Source organism: Dechloromonas sp. TW-R-39-2, assembly GCF_016864195.1.
GTDB lineage: Bacteria > Pseudomonadota > Gammaproteobacteria > Burkholderiales > Rhodocyclaceae > Azonexus.
Map to the genome: position 1 here is coordinate 1454848 of NZ_CP045202.1, position 16294 is coordinate 1471141.

General features: G+C 58.0%; 18 protein-coding genes. 14 read left to right on the forward strand and 4 right to left on the reverse strand.

What is annotated here, in order from left to right; all coding sequences use genetic code 11:
- The first annotated feature begins 43 nt into the window (after positions 1-43).
- From GBK02_RS06945 to GBK02_RS06960, 4 genes are all read left to right on the forward strand, one after another.
- Entirely contained in the window at positions 44-1177 is a 1134-nt protein-coding gene (locus tag GBK02_RS06945) for an aromatic ring-hydroxylating dioxygenase subunit alpha (protein WP_203469003.1), read from the forward strand.
- Positions 1178-1242: 65 nt separating this feature from the next.
- A complete protein-coding gene (locus GBK02_RS06950; RefSeq protein ID WP_203469004.1) occupies positions 1243-2094 on the forward strand; it encodes a DMT family transporter in 852 nt (283 codons plus the stop codon).
- Positions 2095-2133: 39 nt separating this feature from the next.
- Positions 2134-2481 carry an STAS/SEC14 domain-containing protein gene (locus GBK02_RS06955; protein WP_203469005.1) on the forward strand — a complete coding sequence of 116 codons (348 nt, stop codon included), beginning with the start codon at positions 2134-2136 and terminating at the stop codon, positions 2479-2481.
- Positions 2478-3317 carry a sulfurtransferase gene (locus GBK02_RS06960; RefSeq protein ID WP_203469006.1) on the forward strand — a complete coding sequence of 280 codons (840 nt, stop codon included), beginning with the start codon at positions 2478-2480 and terminating at the stop codon, positions 3315-3317. The genes GBK02_RS06955 and GBK02_RS06960 overlap by 4 nt, the downstream gene beginning before the upstream one ends.
- A 54-nt stretch (positions 3318-3371) precedes the next feature.
- Here GBK02_RS06960 and queG read toward each other — a convergent pair whose 3' ends face one another.
- Positions 3372-4433: a tRNA epoxyqueuosine(34) reductase QueG gene (gene queG, locus GBK02_RS06965; RefSeq protein ID WP_203469007.1), complete on the reverse strand. Its 1062-nt coding sequence runs from the start codon at positions 4431-4433 to the stop codon at positions 3372-3374.
- Here queG and tsaE point away from each other — a divergent pair.
- Positions 4428-4943: a tRNA (adenosine(37)-N6)-threonylcarbamoyltransferase complex ATPase subunit type 1 TsaE gene (gene tsaE, locus GBK02_RS06970; RefSeq protein ID WP_239003203.1), complete on the forward strand. Its 516-nt coding sequence runs from the start codon at positions 4428-4430 to the stop codon at positions 4941-4943. The two genes, queG and tsaE, sit on opposite strands and share 6 nt — an antisense overlap.
- On the forward strand, positions 4877-6229 hold the full coding sequence (locus GBK02_RS06975) for an N-acetylmuramoyl-L-alanine amidase (protein ID WP_203469008.1): 1353 nt from the start codon (positions 4877-4879) through the stop codon (positions 6227-6229). The genes tsaE and GBK02_RS06975 overlap by 67 nt, the downstream gene beginning before the upstream one ends.
- A gap of 6 nt (positions 6230-6235) precedes the next feature.
- On the opposite strand, the gene GBK02_RS06980 is transcribed toward GBK02_RS06975, so the two are convergent.
- A complete protein-coding gene (locus tag GBK02_RS06980; RefSeq protein WP_203469009.1) occupies positions 6236-7288 on the reverse strand; it encodes a GGDEF domain-containing protein in 1053 nt (350 codons plus the stop codon).
- A gap of 153 nt (positions 7289-7441) precedes the next feature.
- Between GBK02_RS06980 and GBK02_RS06985 the strand changes: the two genes are divergently transcribed.
- The 6 genes from GBK02_RS06985 (at position 7442) to rpsT (ending at position 13409) form a co-directional block, all read left to right on the forward strand.
- Positions 7442-8362, forward strand: coding sequence for a bifunctional riboflavin kinase/FAD synthetase (locus GBK02_RS06985; protein ID WP_203469010.1), 921 nt, complete (start codon positions 7442-7444; stop codon positions 8360-8362).
- A 9-nt stretch (positions 8363-8371) separates the two neighbouring features.
- Positions 8372-11170: an isoleucine--tRNA ligase gene (ileS, locus tag GBK02_RS06990; RefSeq protein ID WP_203469011.1), complete on the forward strand. Its 2799-nt coding sequence runs from the start codon at positions 8372-8374 to the stop codon at positions 11168-11170.
- Positions 11163-11648 carry a signal peptidase II gene (gene lspA, locus GBK02_RS06995; protein WP_239003204.1) on the forward strand — a complete coding sequence of 162 codons (486 nt, stop codon included), beginning with the start codon at positions 11163-11165 and terminating at the stop codon, positions 11646-11648. The genes ileS and lspA overlap by 8 nt, the downstream gene beginning before the upstream one ends.
- Positions 11648-12076, forward strand: coding sequence for a peptidylprolyl isomerase (locus GBK02_RS07000; protein ID WP_239003205.1), 429 nt, complete (start codon positions 11648-11650; stop codon positions 12074-12076). The genes lspA and GBK02_RS07000 overlap by 1 nt, the downstream gene beginning before the upstream one ends.
- Positions 12077-13003, forward strand: coding sequence for a 4-hydroxy-3-methylbut-2-enyl diphosphate reductase (gene ispH / locus GBK02_RS07005; protein ID WP_203469013.1), 927 nt, complete (start codon positions 12077-12079; stop codon positions 13001-13003). It abuts the gene before it with no gap.
- Positions 13004-13139: 136 nt separating this feature from the next.
- Positions 13140-13409 (forward strand): 30S ribosomal protein S20, encoded by a 270-nt coding sequence (gene rpsT, locus GBK02_RS07010; RefSeq protein ID WP_203469014.1) that lies wholly within the window; start codon positions 13140-13142, stop codon positions 13407-13409.
- A 91-nt stretch (positions 13410-13500) separates the two neighbouring features.
- Here the strand turns inward: rpsT and GBK02_RS07015 are convergent, their stop codons facing one another.
- Positions 13501-13809 (reverse strand): DUF3579 domain-containing protein, encoded by a 309-nt coding sequence (locus tag GBK02_RS07015; protein ID WP_203469015.1) that lies wholly within the window; start codon positions 13807-13809, stop codon positions 13501-13503.
- 181 nt (positions 13810-13990) lie between these two features.
- On the opposite strand from GBK02_RS07015, the gene GBK02_RS07020 reads away from it, so the two are divergent.
- A complete protein-coding gene (locus GBK02_RS07020) occupies positions 13991-14221 on the forward strand; it encodes a hypothetical protein (RefSeq protein WP_203469016.1) in 231 nt (76 codons plus the stop codon).
- A 1-nt stretch (position 14222) separates the two neighbouring features.
- Here GBK02_RS07020 and GBK02_RS07025 read toward each other — a convergent pair whose 3' ends face one another.
- Complete coding sequence (locus GBK02_RS07025) at positions 14223-14984, reverse strand: ParA family protein (RefSeq protein WP_203469017.1); 762 nt, start codon at positions 14982-14984, stop codon at positions 14223-14225.
- Positions 14985-15121: 137 nt separating this feature from the next.
- Here GBK02_RS07025 and GBK02_RS07030 point away from each other — a divergent pair, with 137 nt between their 5' ends.
- Complete coding sequence (locus GBK02_RS07030; protein ID WP_203469018.1) at positions 15122-16294, forward strand: aspartate aminotransferase family protein; 1173 nt, start codon at positions 15122-15124, stop codon at positions 16292-16294.

A 16294-nucleotide genomic window follows, 5' to 3' on the forward strand; every position in this document is an offset into this window, starting at 1 on the left:
GGAAGGGTAAAATCCTGTTTTTTCAACCCGCTGGAGGCGTGGAATGTCCGACGTGGCCACCTTGTCCCGTTTGGCCCCAGCAGTTTCCCAACTGCCGGTCGATTGGTATTTCGATGAAAAGATTTTTGAGCTGGAGAAAAAGCTCATCTTCGATGCCGGGCCGGGTTACGTCGGTCACCAGCTGATGGTGCCGGAAGCGGGCAATTATCGTTCGCTCGAATGGAAAGATCACGGCCAGATGCTGCTCAACGGTGGCAGCGAAGGGCCGAATGCCGGCAACTGGCAGATGTCGAACGTCTGCCGTCATCGCCAGGCGATCATGCTGCAGGGCTCCGGCACGTTGAGCGGGCCGATTGTCTGTCCGATCCATCGCTGGACTTACGATACCGGCGGTCAACTGATCGGGGCGCCGCATTTCCCCCAGAACCCCTGTCTCAACCTGAACAAGGCGAAGCTGGAAAACTGGAACGGGCTGCTCTTCAAAGGCCCGCGCTCGGCCAATGCCGACCTGGCCGGCATGAAGGTCGCACCGGAGCTTGATTTCACCGGCTACAAGCTCGATCACGTCGAGATGCACGAGTGCAATTACAACTGGAAAACCTTCATCGAGGTTTATCTGGAGGATTACCACGTTGCGCCGTATCACCCGGGCTTGGGCAATTTCGTCACCTGTGACGACCTGACCTGGCAATTTGGCGACTGGTATTCGGTGCAGCGCGTCGGCATTACTTCGTTGCAGAAATCCGGCTCCAAGGCTTACGAGCGCTGGCAGAAGGCGGTCCGCGACATCTACGGCGCCGAAGGCAAGACGCCGGAGCATGGCGCCATCTGGCTGACCTACTTCCCGAACATCATGGTCGAGTGGTATCCGCACGTGCTGGTCGTGTCAACGCTGATTCCGCAAGGTGTTAACAAGACGCTGAATGTCGTCGAGTTCTACTACCCGGAAGAAATTGTCGATTTCGAGCGCGATTTCATCGAAGCCGAACGCGCCGCCTACATGGAAACCGCCATCGAGGACGACGATATCGGCGAACGCATGGATCGCGGTCGCTACGCGCTGATGAAGGAAGGGCGCAGCGAGGTTGGTCCCTATCAGAGCCCGATGGAAGATGGCATGCAGCACTTCCACGAGTTCTATCGACGGATCATGCAGTCGGCGATCGAAACGCGCTGAACGTCACGGTCGACACAGGCATCGGGGTAGAATCCGATGCCTTTTTTATTTGAGCCTATTCACGCATGCAATCCCTCTGGATGCTGGTCGCCAGCCTGCTGTTCGCCTGTATGGGGGTGTGCGTCAAATTTGCTGTGGAAACCCACTCGGCGGTTGAAATCACTTTTTACCGCAGCTTCATTTCGTTGATCCTGATGTTCGGGCTGGTTCGCCTGCAGCGTGTGCCGCTCGCCACGCCGCACTGGCGCTGGCAGATCAGTCGCGGCATCGTCGGATTCAGCGCGTTGTTTGCCTATTTCTACGCGATTACCCTGTTGCCGCTGGCGACTGCTGTGACGCTGAACTACACCTCGGCCATTTTCCTGGCGCTTTACCTGGCGCTGGCCGGGATGAAAATGCGCCTTGGTATTCTCGGTGCGCTGGCGGTCGGCTTGGTAGGCGTCGTGCTGCTGCTCAAACCGACGCTCAATGCCGATCAACTGGTTGGCGGACTGATTGGTCTGGCTTCCGGCGTGGTGGCCGGGATGGCCTATTTCAGCGTGCGCGAACTTGGGGCGCGCGGCGAGCCGGAAACGCGTACCGTTTTTTATTTCTCCCTGGTGTCGTCGATTTGCGCCGGCATCTGGCTGGGTTTCAGTAGCCTGCATGCGGTCGACCTGCGCAGCGGCCTGCTTTTGCTCGGCGTCGCCAGCTTTGCGACGGTAGCGCAGTTGGCCATGACGCGCGCCTATACGCGTGGCAAGACCTTGATGTCCGCCGCACTGGCCTACAGCACGGTGATTTTTTCCAGTCTGTTCGGTGCCGTTTTCTGGGGCGAGGTGATGGATGCCTCGGCCTGGTTCGCCATCGGACTGATTATCCTGTCGGGCATCGCGGCAACGCATTTTTCCCGCGCCAGCCCGGTGGAACAGGATTAAACGGCGTTAAACTGAGACAAACAACAAGGGAGTCTGATCATGATCGTTATCGACCACCAACCCAGCCGCGTCAGCGTTTCCGTCTTTGGTGAATTCACCCTGGCCGATTACAAGGAATTCGAAGAACTCGTCAATTACAAGGTCAAGTTTGAAGGTCCGGTCGACCTTTCCTTTGACCTGAGCCAGATGGCTGACCTGACCATTGATGTGGCACTGGAAGAAATCAAGTTTTCGCGTGCCCATGCCAACGATTTCAAGCGCGTTGCCGTTGTTACCGACAGTCAGTGGGTCACCTGGAGCGCCTGGTTGTCGCAGACCTTCGTCAATGCCGATGTGGAAGTCTTCGCCAATGTCGATGAGGCCAAGGCCTGGCTCGACGCTGAATGAGCCATACCACGCTGGTTGATGCCACCACGCTGGCGGCATATCTTGATGACCCGGCGTGGTTGGTCGTCGATGTTCGCCACCAGTTGGCGGATACCGGCTACGGTGAGCGCTTGTACGCCGAGTCGCATATCCCCGGTGCAATTTTCCTGCACTGCGACCGTGATTTGTCGGGGCCGATGACCGGTATTAACGGTCGTCATCCGCTGCCGGATGTCGAAGTGCTAGTTCGGAGACTGGGCGAGATCGGTATCGATGCCGCCACGCAGGTGGTGGTTTATGACGATGTCCAGGGCATGATTGCCGGCCGCTTGTGGTGGTTGTTGCGCTGGCTGGGGCACGACCGTGTGGCTTTGCTCGACGGTGGTTTGCAATCCTGGTTGGCGGCAGGCGGGGCGATGGATGCGGAGCACCCGGTTTTGCAGCCGAAGCATTTTGTGCGTGGCGAAGGTTTGCCGCCAGTTGATGCGCAACATGTATCGGCCGGCCTTGAGGCTGCACAGATCTGCCTGGTCGATGCGCGCAGCCCTGATCGCTTTCGCGGCGAGAACGAGACGATGGATCCGGTCGGAGGGCACATCCCCGGCGCGGTCAACCGTTTTTTTCGGGACAATTTGCAGGCTGACGGGCGCTACAAGCAGGCGGCCGAATTGCGTACCGAGTGGTTGGCCATGCTGGATGGCGTGGCGCCGGAGCAGGTGGTGCATCAGTGCGGCTCCGGCGTTTCTGCCTGCCATAATTTGCTGGCCATGGAAGTGGCCGGACTGACCGCTTCCCGGCTCTATGCCGGCTCATGGAGTGAATGGTGTGCCGATCCGGCGCGCCCGGTGGTGCGCTGACTGATTTTCGTGGCTGGGAATTTTTTAGTCGGCTGCCGTCGGGTTGCTGCTGATTTAGCTCGGCTGCAAGCTGTTTTCCAGTTTGGTCAGCGCCCATTCAATGTGTTCCCTGACCAGCGGCGAGGCGTCATCCTGTCGCATTTTCAAGGCATTCAGGGCGTCGACCGTGGTAGGGCCGTTGCCCAGTGCGATGGCGATATTGCGCAGCCAGCGCTCATGGCCGATACGGCGGATCGGGTTGCCGGCCAGACGGTCGTTGAACTGGCTTTCAGTCCAGGCGAACAGTTCGATCAGGCTGGCTGAGTCGAGTCGGTGGCGCGGCTGGAATTCGCTGTCGCCGAGTTGGGCGAAACGATTCCATGGGCAGCAGGTCTGGCAGTCGTCGCAACCATAGATCCGGTTGCCGATCAAATCACGGAACTCGGCCGGAATGGCGCCGGGCAGTTCGATGGTCAGGTACGAAATGCAACGGCGGGCATCAACCTTGTAGGGCGCAATGATGGCCTGCGTCGGGCAGGCGTCGAGGCAGGCGTTGCAACTGCCGCAATGATCCTTGATCGGCTCGTCGGGCGGCAGCGGCAGGTCGCAGTAAATTTCCCCCAGAAAACGCCAGGAACCCTGCTTGGAAAGCAGCAAAGTGTGCTTGCCGCGCCAGCCGATGCCGGCCTGGGTTGCAAAATGGACTTCCATGACCGGTGCGGAATCCGAAAAGACGCGGTAGCCGAAAGGGCCGGCAAGTGTCGCAATGGCATCGGCCATTTTTTGCAGTCGGCTGCGCACGACCTTATGGTAGTCGCGACCTTGGGCGTAACGTGAAATGGCCGCCTGCTGCGGATCGTCGGCCATTTTGTCATGTGGCAGGTAGTCGACCGCGACAGAGACAACCGTCAGGGTTCCCGGTTGAAGTGCCGCTGGATCGGCGCGCAAATCGGCATGGCGAGCCATATAATTCATCTCGCCGTGACAGCCGGCAGCTAGCCAGGCGCGCAGGTGTTCGCTGGCCTGACTGACTTCGGCGCGGGCCACGCCGACAACGGCAAAGCCCAGTTTTTCTCCGGCCTGACGGATTTTTTCCTTGAGTGCCGCGTAATCGATTTTGGAGTCCTGATCGTGCATAGCCCCGATGTTACCGCTGTTTTCCAATTGCCCGACGAACCTGCGACCCAGCGACTGGGCGAATGTCTTGCCCCTTTGTTGAGTGGTGGTCGGGTCGTTTTTCTTGAAGGCGATCTCGGGGCCGGTAAAACAACGTTGGCCCGCTCGCTGATTCGGGCGCTTGGGCATGCGGGGCCGGTCAAAAGCCCGACCTATTCTCTGGTTGAAGTTTACGTAATTTCGAGCTTATACTTATATCACTTTGATTTTTATCGTTTCGAGTCACCCGAGGAGTTTCTCGATGCGGGCTTTAGTGAATACTTTAATGAAAATGCAGTCTGCCTGGTTGAGTGGCCGGAGCGTGCTGAAGGCTGCGTTCCGTCGCCAGACCTGCGGCTGCGCCTTCATTATGCAGGTTTCGGGCGTGTCCTCGAAGCCGTGGCAGATACACCGGAAGGGGCGCAATGTATAAAGGCGCTCACCTCAGCCTGGGGCGACGACAACTCCTCCGCTATGCCGGCGCCTCGCTGATCCTCTCGGTTTCGCCGCTGGCGGGCGCTGCGGCCAAGCTGCCCTCGGTGCTGGCGGTCCGCATCTGGCCGGCTGCCGATTACACGCGCGTTACCCTTGAACACGACGGCCCGCTCAAGTACACCCATTTCACGGTGGAAAACCCGGATCGTCTGGTGGTCGATATCGAAGGGGTCGAATTCAATAGCGTGCTGGATAGCCTGGCGCGTAAGGTGGCTACCGACGATCCCTATATCAAGCTGTTGCGTGCCGGCCGCTTCAAGCCCGGTGTGGTGCGCCTGGTCATGGAGCTCAAGACCCGCGTCAATCCGCAGGTTTTTGAAGTCAAGCCGGTTGGCGAATATGGTCACCGACTGGTTCTTGATGTCTATCCGCTGAATCCGCCCGATCCCTTGATGGCCCTGCTTGAGGGACGCAAGGATGCGGTTGAACCGCTGAAGATGGATCAGGATTTTCGGGCAGCAGAGAAACCAGCCGAAGATTTGTCGAAGCGTGCAGAGCGTACTGAAAAATTGCCGGAAGCTCCCGAGGTACATACCACCAAGAAATCGGGCAAACCGATTGTCGATCGCTTGGTGACGATTACCCTGGATCCCGGTCATGGTGGCGAAGACCCCGGTGCCGTGGGCAAGGGGGGGTCGTACGAGAAAAACGTCACGCTCGAAGTGGCCAAGCGCCTCAAGGCCCGGATCGATGCCGAGCCAAATATGCGCGCCGTGCTGACGCGTGATTCCGACTTCTTTGTGCCGCTGCAGATGCGAGTGCAGAAGGCGCGCCGTGTGCAGTCCGATCTGTTCCTGTCGATTCATGCCGATGCCTGGATCAAGCCGGATGCGCGAGGCTCGTCGGTTTTTGTGCTGTCCGAAAAGGGGGCATCGAGCACGCAAGCCCGCTTGCTGGCCCAGCGCGAAAATGAGGCGGATCTGGTCGGTGGTGTCAATCTCGGTGCGAAGGATCTCTTTCTGGCGCGGACGTTGCTCGACTTGTCACAAACGGCAACGATCAACGACAGCATGAAACTCGGCAAATACTTGCTGGGCGAATTGGGCACAATCAATACCCTGCACAAGAACAATGTTGAACAGGCCGGTTTTGCCGTTCTCAAAGCCCCCGATATTCCGTCTGCGCTGATTGAAACAGCCTTTATTTCGAATCCCGAGGAAGAGCGTCGGCTGAATGACGATGCTTATCAGGAAAAGTTGGCTGAGGCGATTGTCAGGGGGATTCGGCAGTATTTCATCAAGCATCCCCCCGGGCCAAAATCAAAGCTGGCCTCGTTGGGTTGAGCGCGCTCAAAACAACTCGACTTCACCCTTGTTGAGATCCTTGGCGGTCAGTTGGCCGCCGGAAATGAGTGCTTCGTAGCTTTCGATCCGGTTACGTCCGTGTTGCTTGGCGTAATAGAGCGCCTCGTCAGCACGATCAATCACATCGGTTGGCGTGTCATTGGGTAGCAGCTGGCTGAAGCCGATGCTGACGGTGACATGGCCGACGCGGCTGAAGCGCTGCGCTTCGACATCATGCCTGAAACGCTCCAGCGTGCTGACGGCGGATTCCATGCTGGCCGGTTGGAGCAAGGCAATAAACTCTTCGCCGCCGAAACGAAAGAGCTGGTCGTCGAAGCGAAAGGATTGGCGCATGACTTGCGCGATCATGATGAGCACTTCGTCGCCGATCAGGTGGCCGAAGTTGTCATTGACCTGCTTGAAGTGATCGATGTCGCAGACCGCCAGCCAGTGGCAACTATCGGTCGAATTCTTGCGACGAAGCGGTTCGTCGCTGTGTGTTCCGAGGAATCGGGTTTCATCGCTGTCGGCCTGTCCGAGCAGTTCGAACAGGTGCTTGTCGAATGTCTTGCGGCTCAAGAGGCCGGTCAGCGTATCTGCTTCGCCGTAGTCGAGCAGCGCAATGTGGTTGCCGAAATACTCGATCAAGCCCATCAGGCTGATGCGCTGGTCGGCGGGAAAATCATCCGACAGGATCAAGTCCACCATGTACAACGGGTGGTCTTGGCTCATTACCGGGAAAACCAGGCGGTGATCGCCGTTGTGCTGGATTTCCATGACGACCGACATTTCCCGGGCACAGCGGGCCAGCAGGGGATTGTTGCTGATAGGTTGGCAGTAGTGGCGGTCGGGAAGGTAGGCGTTGCGGACAAAGCGGCCTTCGGGCGATATCCCGGCGCAGGCAAAGACAACCATTTTCCGTTTGGTCATGTAGCAACGGTGAATGGTCAGGCGGCGTGGGGAAAACAGCTCAAGCAGCGCGTCGACCATGGCAGCATTGATCTCGGTGCGATCCCTGCGTGCTGAAATTTTAACAATATGGCCGATAAGTTGAAGCATGACGCTTTGTGTGCTGCTTGCCTTGAGTGCGGTGAAGGATTATAGCCAAATGTTTATGACATTTCGGCCTGAATGGTTGAAATTTAATGAGTTTCCGGCCCCCCGCTATTTGATGTAGACCGTTATAATCCAACGTTTTTCGCTAGCAATTCCATGCGCGTCTTTCGCGGCTATTCGCGTCCCGTTCCCGATCCTGTTGTTCTCGCCATTGGCAATTTCGATGGCGTGCACTTGGGACATGCTGCGCTCATGGAGCAACTGCTCGCTGCGGCTGGGAAATTTCAGGTCCAGCCGGCGGTGCTGACTTTCGAGCCGCACCCGCGTGAGTTTTTTGCGCCGCAGTCGGCGCCTGCCCGTTTGACCACGCTCCGTGAAAAGCTTGAATTGCTGGCCGACGCCGGTGTGCAACAGGTCATGGTGTGCCCCTTCAACGCTGCTTTTGCGGCGTTGTCGGCAGATCAGTTCATCGAGCAGGTTTTGGTTGGCGCGCTTCGGGTCAAGCACCTGATCATTGGTGACGATTTCCGTTTCGGGCGCGGCAGGGTTGGCGATTTCTCGCTGCTTCAGGCTGCGGGACTGCAGTATGGCTTTACCGTCGAGTCGATGCAGAGTGTCACGGTCGACGACGAGCGCGTGTCCAGTTCCGGTGTGCGGCGTGCGCTGGCCGATGGAGATATGGCGCACGCAGCCCGCCTGCTGGGTCGTCCTTATATCATTGATGGCCAGGTGGCTCATGGCGACAAGATCGGTCGCCAGCTCGGTTTTGCAACTGCCAATATTCGCATTCGCCACAATCCCTTGCCGATGACCGGCGTGTTTGCCGTTCAGGTGAGCGGTCTGGGTGAGGCTCCGCTGTGCGGGGTTGCCAACCTGGGTATCCGCCCTACGGTGGGCGGAACGCGTCCTTTGCTGGAAGTGCATTTGTTTGATTTTGACCGTGATATCTACGGTACGCATATTTCCGTTCGCTTTGTGCACAAGCTGCGCAACGAACAACGTTTTCCCAATTTTGACGCCCTGAAGGCACAGATTGCGGCAGATGCCGCAGCGGCCCGGACGTTTTTCAAGCTGTGAGCATGCAAAATGGCTGATTACAAAGATACCCTGAACCTGCCGGATACGGCTTTCCCGATGCGTGGCGATCTGCCCAAGCGGGAGCCACAATGGGTTGCCCTGTGGCAGGAAAAGAAGCTTTATCAGCGCATTCGCGAGATCAGCGCCGGTCGTCCGCGTTTCGTGCTGCACGATGGTCCGCCCTATGCCAATGGCGATATTCACATCGGTCACGCGGTCAACAAGGTTTTGAAGGACATTATCGTCCGTTCGAAAACCTTGTCCGGCTTTGATGCCCCTTATGTGCCGGGCTGGGACTGCCACGGCTTGCCGATCGAGCATCAGATTGAAAAACTGCATGGCAAGGCCATTCCGGCCGACAAGGTTCGCGAATTGTCGCGCGCCTATGCGGCCGAGCAGGTCGAGCGCCAGAAGAAGGATTTCATCCGCCTCGGTGTGCTGGGTGACTGGGGTAATCCTTACCTGACGATGAATTACGCAGCCGAAGCCGGCGAAATCCGCGCGCTGGGCAAGATTCTCGAACAAGGCTACCTGTATCAGGGCCTGAAGCCGGTTAACTGGTGTCTGGACTGTGGTTCGGCGCTGGCCGAGGCGGAAGTCGAGTACGAAGACAAGACTTCGCCGGCGATCGACGTGGCTTTCGAAGTGCATGCCAATCATGCCGAAAAGCTGGCCAAGGCTTTCGGCCTGACGCATTTGCGCGGCCCGGCCTTCGCCGTGATCTGGACGACGACGCCGTGGACGTTGCCGGCCAACGAAGCGGTCAGCGTCCATCCGGAACTGACTTACGACCTGATCGAAACCGAAAAGGGCGCGCTGATCCTGGTCCGTGAACTGGCTGAGTCGGCGCTCAAGCGCTACGCGCTGGAAGGCACGACAGTTGCCTCGACGACCGGCGACAAGCTCGACCAGATTCTGCTCAAGCACCCGTTCCAGGAACGCGACGTGGCGATCATCTGCGGTACGCACGTGACGACCGAGGCCGGTACTGGCTTGGTGCATACGGCGCCGGCGCATGGTGTGGACGACTACAACATTGGCCGGAAATATGGTCTGCCGGTGAACAATCCGGTCGGCAACGACGGCAAGTTCCTCGGCAACACCCCGGCGCTATCGGTTGGCGCTCTGGCCGGTCTGACTGTCTGGCAAGCCAATCCGCTGGTTTTGCAGGAACTCGAATTGCGCGGTCGACTGCTCAAACAAGAGAAAATCCAGCACAGCTACCCGCACTGCTGGCGCCACAAGACACCGATTATTTTCCGCGCCACGACGCAGTGGTTCATCGGCATGGAGAATCGCAAGAGCGAAAGCGAGCCGACGCTGCGCTGGATCGCCGAGCGTGCCGTTGATGAAACCCAGTTCTTCCCGGCCTGGGGCCGCGCCCGTCTCGAAGGCATGATGAAGACCCGCCCGGACTGGTGCGTTTCGCGTCAGCGTAACTGGGGCGTGCCGATCCCGTTCTTCCTGCACAAGGAAACCGGCTTGCCGCATCCGCGCACGGCTGAACTGGTCGAACAGGTTGCCCAGCGGGTTGAGAAGGCCGGCATTGAAGCCTGGTTCAGTCTCGATCCTGCTGAGTTGCTCGGTGCCGAGGCCGATCAGTACAACAAGATGAAGGATACGCTCGACGTCTGGTTCGACTCCGGCACGACGCACTGGCATGTGCTGCGCGGTACGCATGTGGCCGATCTGGGCTACGTCGCCGATCTGTATCTCGAAGGTTCCGATCAGCATCGCGGCTGGTTCCAGTCCTCGCTGCTCTCCGGCTGTGCGATCGATGGTCGGGCGCCCTACAAGGCGCTGCTGACCCACGGTTTCGTGGTCGACGGCAAGGGCCACAAGATGTCCAAGTCGAAGGGCAACGTCATTGCGCCGCAGCAGGTTTCCGACAAGATGGGGGCCGACATCCTGCGTTTGTGGACGGCGTCGACCGATTACTCCGGTGAACTGACCATTTCCGACGAAATCCTCAAGCGCGTCGTCGAAGGTTACCGCCGTATCCGTAACACGCTGCGTTTCCTGCTGGCCAATGTGTCCGACTTTAATCCGGTGGCTGACATGCTGCCGGTCGGCGAGTGGCTGGAAATCGATCGCTATGCATTGGCCCTGACCCGTCAGCTGCAGGATGGCTGCCGTGCCGATTACGATCGCTACGAGTTCCATCGCGTCGTCCAGGCGCTGCAAACCTTCTGTTCGGAAGATCTCGGCGGCTTCTATCTCGACATCCTCAAGGATCGTCTGTACACCACGGCACCCAAATCGCAGGCCCGCCGCTCGGCCCAGTCGGCCTTGTGGCACATCACGCAGAGCTTCGTGCGTCTGCTGGCGCCGATCACTGCCTTTACTGCCGAAGAAGTCTGGCAGGTGCTGGGTGGCAAGGCCGATGATTCGGTGATGTTCCAGCTCTGGCACGATCTGCCGAAGCCGGAAGGCGAGGCCGGTCTGCTGGCCAAGTGGGCCTTGGTTCGTACGGCGCGGGCCGATGTCACCAAGGCACTGGAAGCGCAGCGCGAAGCCGGGAAAATTGGTTCGGCACTTCAGGCCGCGGTTGAAATTCATTGTGCCGGCGAAAAATTCGAGGCGTTGTCCGCTTTGGGCGACGATCTGAAATTTGTCTTTATTTGCTCGTCGACCGCGGTGGTCCAGGCTGAGGCCGAGCAAGTGCTGGCAACGCCGCTGGCGCATGCCAAGTGCGAGCGCTGCTGGCACGTCCGCGAGGATGTCGGGGCCGATGCGGCACATCCCGGCTTGTGTGGGCGTTGCGTCAGCAACCTGCACGGCGAGGGCGAGGTGCGTCGCAGTGCCTGATGTCAAGCGCTGGTACGCCCTGGCGGTGCTGATCGTCATCCTTGATCAGTTGAGCAAGTGGGTCGTGCTGGACAGCATCCAGTTTGGCCAGACGATCTACGTCGCACCGTTCTGGAACTGGGTGCTGACCTGGAATCCGGGTGCGGCCTTCAGTTTCCTGGCAGATCAGCCGGGCTGGCAGCGCTGGTTCTTTACCGCGCTGGCGCTGGGTGTGTCAGGCTGGATTGCCATCGAGCTCCGCAAACATCCTGAGCTCAAGCTGCTCTCGCTGGCCTTGGCCCTGGTGATGGGCGGTGCGCTGGGTAATGTGATCGATCGCGTTCGTTTTGGTGCGGTCGTCGACTTCATTCAATGGCACGTTGCCGGCTATTACTGGCCGGCCTTCAACGTTGCCGATTCGGCCATCACGGTCGGGGCCATTTTGCTGGTGGTCGAGCAGTTGACCGCAGCAGCCAAGAAAACCGGGGAAAATACCTGATGACTACTGTTCGTTCCGATAGCTTCCTGACGCTGCACTACCGCATTACCACGCTCGAGGGCGAGGAATTTCTGTCGACTTTCGACATGAGCCCGGCAACCTTGCAGATGGGTAGCGGCCAGTTGGCGGAAAATCTGGAGTCCGTACTCATCGGGCTGCCGGCGCATGAGCGCTTTGTTTTCCAGCTGGAGCCGAACGAGGCTTTCGGTCAGCATAATTCGCGTCTGGTCGAGCGCATTGCCCGGGCCGGTCTGCCGGCCGGAATGGAACTCAAGGAGAATTCCGTCGTCGAATTCACCGCCCCTAACGGTGGCACGTTTGCGGGCTTCCTGCGTGAGCTGGATGCAACGCATGGTTTGTTCGACTTCAATCACCCGATGGCTGGAAAAACGATCCGCTTCGAGGTGGAAATTATCGGAATCATGTAAATGCAGGTCATTCTTGCCAATCCCCGTGGCTTCTGTGCTGGTGTCGAGCGGGCTATTGCTATTGTCGAACGGGCGCTTCAGAAATTTGGTGCGCCGATCTATGTGCGGCATGAGGTCGTGCATAACAAGTTCGTCTGCGATGACTTGCGTGCCAAAGGCGCCGTGTTCATCGAGGAACTCAATGAAGTGCCGTCCGGCAGCACGGTGATTTTCAGTGCCCACGGTGTTTCAAAGGCCGTGCGTGACGAGGCTGAAACGCGCGGGCTCAAAGTGTTTGATGCAACGTGTCCTTTGGTCACCAAGGTGCACGTCGAGGTCGGCAAGATGCGCCACCAGGCCCGTGAGGTGGTCATGATCGGCCACAAGGGGCATCCCGAAGTTGAGGGAACCATGGGGCAGAGTAAGGATGGCATGTATCTGGTGGAAACGGCGGACGATGTCCGTCGCCTCAAGGTCAATTCACCGGACCAGCTTTCCTTTGTGACCCAGACGACCCTGTCGGTTGATGATGCCTCGGTCGTGATCGATGCCCTCAGGGCTCAGTTCCCGGAGGTTCAGGGGCCGAAAAAGGATGATATTTGTTACGCGACGCAAAATCGTCAGGACGCCGTCAAGGCGCTGACCGAGCAGTGTGACATGCTGATCGTTGTGGGCAGTCCGAACAGTTCCAATTCTCGTCGCCTCAAGGAAGTGGCGTTGGCTCGTGGGGTTGATGCCTACCTGGTCGATGGGCCCGAGGAAATTTCGGCCGATTGGCTGCTCGGCAAATCACGGGTTGGCGTGACCGCAGGCGCTTCCGCCCCGGAAATTCTCGTCGAGCGCGTGGTTGATCGCGTCAAGCTGCTGACCGGGGCGTCGGTTGAGCAACTGGCGGGTGTCGAAGAGGGGGTGTCGTTCCCCTTGCCGAAGGAATTGCTTGCTGGTTGAGGGAGGGCGGTTTTCTCATCCGGGATGGATTGGCATCACTTCAATGCGAACATCTAGCTGTGATTTTTTGCTTGATTGTCGATCCGGTTTTACTCTATAATCCTCGTTTTACTTTTCACCGTCTTTCGGAAACTTTATGGCCAATAGCGCACAAGCCCGCAAGCGCGCCCGTCAAGCTGACAAGCAGCGCTCCCACAACGCCAGCCTGCGTTCGACCCTGCGTACCGCGATCAAGCGTGTTCGTCAGGCGATCGAAGCCGGTGACAAGGCCGCCGCTCAGGGTGTCTTCCAGACCTCCGTCGCCGTGCTTGATCGCATCGCTGACAAGAAAATCATCCACAAGAACAAGGCTTCTCGTACCAAGAGCCGCCTGTCTGCACAGATCAAGGCACTTGCTGCAGCCTGATCCTGCTGGTGGTTGAAATAAAAATGGCACCTTCGGGTGCCTTTTTTGTTTCTGGTGTTTTAACGCCGGATTTACCGGGTCTTGCGATGTTTTAGCTGGCGCTTTTCTTGTCTTCCAGCGAACAGACGCCATCGATGATTTGCAGGTCGTTGTCCTGGGCAAAATTCAGCATGAAGCGGTAGGCCATCGGCTCGATTTCGCCGAGACGGCCATCGACGAAAACAGCTTTTTCGCCGTTGTAGTCACCTGGGCCGACGTAAGGGGAGTATTTCATCTTGCGTTCTGCGCCGAAGGCTGACATCACGCCACAGAGTCGTTCGGCCCAGTCGCTGGGGCGGAATTTGCGTCCCTGTTTGGTCAGGCCAACAATGATGAAGGTGGTCGATTCTTGTATTGTCATTGTTCTACTCTGCGTTAGCGGGCGTTGCGACCTCTGGTTGCCGCATTCTAGCAGAAGCCTTCCGGCTGTGGCGTACTTGCCATCTTGAGGGGTAAAACTTCTTTTCCCTGAATGCGATACGTTGTTTTTCCAGAAACGCTTGCATATACTGGCCCTATCGCTTTGATCTGATGGGGGTTCTATGCTGGCTTCCTCGATTACCAAGTATCACTTCCGCATCCGTACGCGCACCGGGGCGATCGTCGAAAATCTTGCCATTTTTGGCAAGTCAGAAGATGAGGCTGGCTGTAAGTTGCGTCAAATGTACAAGGATTGCGAAATTCTGGATTGCCAACTGGTGCAGTCCAGTGTTCTAGGTCGCGGCAGTCATCTGAATTACGAGGATGTCGTTGACCTGATCATTTCAGCTTGAGCTACAAATCGCTGCGGTCGACCAGTTCAGCCAGCAGGTTTTTATAGTCATGGGCACCCGAGCTTGATGCATTGTGGCGGAAAACATCCTGATTCAGGGATGGGCTCTCCGCAACAGCGACGTTTTCTGCAATCACCGTTTCGAGGACGTCGGTGCCGTAGCGCTCACGCAATTTGTTGCGTACATCGTCACTCATGCGCCGCCGCCGGTCAAACCGGGTTAGCAGGTAACGACGCTCGACACGACGTTTGAGAACGGGTTCGAGTACCTGCAGGGTGCGGGTGATGTGGTCGGCTGCCTGCAGGGATAGATAGTCCGTCGAGATCGGGATCAGAAGACGGTCGCAGGCAAAAATGGCATTGAGCGCCAGGACGCCAATGTAGGGGCAGCAATCAATGATGCAATGGCGTGGAGCGGTGGTGCTTTCGAGTTGTTCCAGGCCGTGTCTGAGCTTGTTGAGAATGGCCGGGCCCTTGCCGAAGATCGAGTCGACCTTGATCAGTTGCTGGTGTGCGGGGATCAGTTGGCCAATGTGCTCCCAGTCAAGTTCCAGTTGGTCGAGTCCACGCAGATCCTGATAAAAGGCAAACAGGCTGCGATTGGCTTCCATCGGAGCTTGGCCGTGAATACTCGAAAGGTGCCCCTGGGGGTCAAGATCAAGCAGCAACGGAGGCGTGCCGGCACGGTTCAGCGCAGCGCCGAGATTGAGTGCAGTCGTTGTTTTTCCAACGCCGCCTTTCTGGTTGAATATGGCAATACGCATGGTCTGGTCGTTCTATACAAGGCTCTATTTTTCACTTAACATTCAGCTTTCTGCAACTCTTTCGGGAATATTTCCCGTTTGAGGGGTAGTCGTTCTGGCGGCGATGGCCGCCGTTTTCGTTTTTGGGGTCGATGACCATGTCGCACGTCATGAATACCTATGCCCGGTTGCCGGTGACTTTCAGTCACGGTGAAGGCTGCCGGATGACCGATGTCGAAGGTCGGGAATATCTCGATGCTTTGTCCGGGATTGCTGTCTCCACGCTGGGCCATGCGCACCCGAAACTTGTTTCGGCGATTGCTGCACAAGCTGGACGCCTGCTGCATACCTCAAATCTGTATCAAATTCGCGAACAGGAACAACTCGCTGAGCGTCTCGCCGCAGTTTCCGGCATGCAGGAGATTTTTTTCTGCAATTCCGGCTGCGAAGCCAATGAGGCGGCCATCAAACTGGCCCGTTTTTACGGACACAAGAAGGGGATTGAGTCGCCGACCATCATCGTGATGGAGAAGGCATTCCATGGCCGGACCATGGCCACTCTTTCCGCGACCGGCAACCGCAAGGCACAGGCTGGTTTCGAACCGCTGGTCTCTGGCTTCGTGCGTGTGCCTTACGATGATCTGGATGCCGTCAAGGCGGTCGCCGAACACAACAAGAATATCGTTGCCGTGATGCTTGAAATCGTTCAGGGCGAAGGTGGCATTCATCTGGCTTCTCTGGATTACCAGAAGAGCCTGCGCAAGTTGTGCGACGAACAAGGCTGGCTGTTGATCTGCGATGAAGTCCAGTGCGGCATGGCCCGGACCGGCAAATGGTTTGGCTATCAGCATGCCGGCATTCAGCCGGATATCGCAACACTGGCCAAGGGCCTGGGTTCCGGAGTGCCGATCGGTGCCTGCATGGCAAGCGGCAAGGCCGCAGGCCTGTTCGGGCCGGGTAACCACGGTTCCACTTTCGGTGGCAACCCGCTGGCTTGTACGGCAGCGCTGACGACGATCGATACCATCGAGCAGGATGGTCTGATGGCCAATGCCGAGCGTATCGGTGGGCTGATCCGGCAATGGATGGCTGAGGCACTGGCTGGCAGCAAGGGCGTCCAGGAAATTCGGGGTCATGGCCTGATGATCGGTATCGAACTGGATCGTCCCTGTGGCGAACTGGTTGAAAAAGCGATGGCGGCTGGTGTGCTGCTCAATGTCACGGCAGACAAGGTGGTTCGCTTGTTGCCGGCGCTGATTTTCAGCGAAAAAGAGGCGCGCGAGCTGGTTGACCGCGTTGCTCCCCTCATCAAGGACTTCCTGGCGGCCTGA

Bases quoted from the DNA above. Each gene is read 5' to 3' on its own strand.
- GBK02_RS06945 (WP_203469003.1), top strand. From the start codon at position 44: ATGTCCGACGTGGCCACCTTGTCCCGTTTGGCCCCAGCAGTTTCCCAA.
- GBK02_RS06950 (WP_203469004.1), top strand. From the start codon at position 1,243: ATGCAATCCCTCTGGATGCTGGTCGCCAGCCTGCTGTTCGCCTGTATG.
- GBK02_RS06955 (WP_203469005.1), top strand. From the start codon at position 2,134: ATGATCGTTATCGACCACCAACCCAGCCGCGTCAGCGTTTCCGTCTTT.
- GBK02_RS06960 (WP_203469006.1), top strand. From the start codon at position 2,478: ATGAGCCATACCACGCTGGTTGATGCCACCACGCTGGCGGCATATCTT.
- queG (WP_203469007.1), bottom strand. From the start codon at position 4,433: ATGCACGATCAGGACTCCAAAATCGATTACGCGGCACTCAAGGAAAAA.
- GBK02_RS06975 (WP_203469008.1), top strand. From the start codon at position 4,877: ATGTATAAAGGCGCTCACCTCAGCCTGGGGCGACGACAACTCCTCCGC.
- GBK02_RS06980 (WP_203469009.1), bottom strand. From the start codon at position 7,288: ATGCTTCAACTTATCGGCCATATTGTTAAAATTTCAGCACGCAGGGAT.
- GBK02_RS06985 (WP_203469010.1), top strand. From the start codon at position 7,442: ATGCGCGTCTTTCGCGGCTATTCGCGTCCCGTTCCCGATCCTGTTGTT.
- ileS (WP_203469011.1), top strand. From the start codon at position 8,372: ATGGCTGATTACAAAGATACCCTGAACCTGCCGGATACGGCTTTCCCG.
- GBK02_RS07000 (WP_239003205.1), top strand. From the start codon at position 11,648: ATGACTACTGTTCGTTCCGATAGCTTCCTGACGCTGCACTACCGCATT.
- ispH (WP_203469013.1), top strand. From the start codon at position 12,077: ATGCAGGTCATTCTTGCCAATCCCCGTGGCTTCTGTGCTGGTGTCGAG.
- rpsT (WP_203469014.1), top strand. From the start codon at position 13,140: ATGGCCAATAGCGCACAAGCCCGCAAGCGCGCCCGTCAAGCTGACAAG.
- GBK02_RS07015 (WP_203469015.1), bottom strand. From the start codon at position 13,809: ATGACAATACAAGAATCGACCACCTTCATCATTGTTGGCCTGACCAAA.
- GBK02_RS07020 (WP_203469016.1), top strand. From the start codon at position 13,991: ATGCTGGCTTCCTCGATTACCAAGTATCACTTCCGCATCCGTACGCGC.
- GBK02_RS07025 (WP_203469017.1), bottom strand. From the start codon at position 14,984: ATGCGTATTGCCATATTCAACCAGAAAGGCGGCGTTGGAAAAACAACG.
- GBK02_RS07030 (WP_203469018.1), top strand. From the start codon at position 15,122: ATGTCGCACGTCATGAATACCTATGCCCGGTTGCCGGTGACTTTCAGT.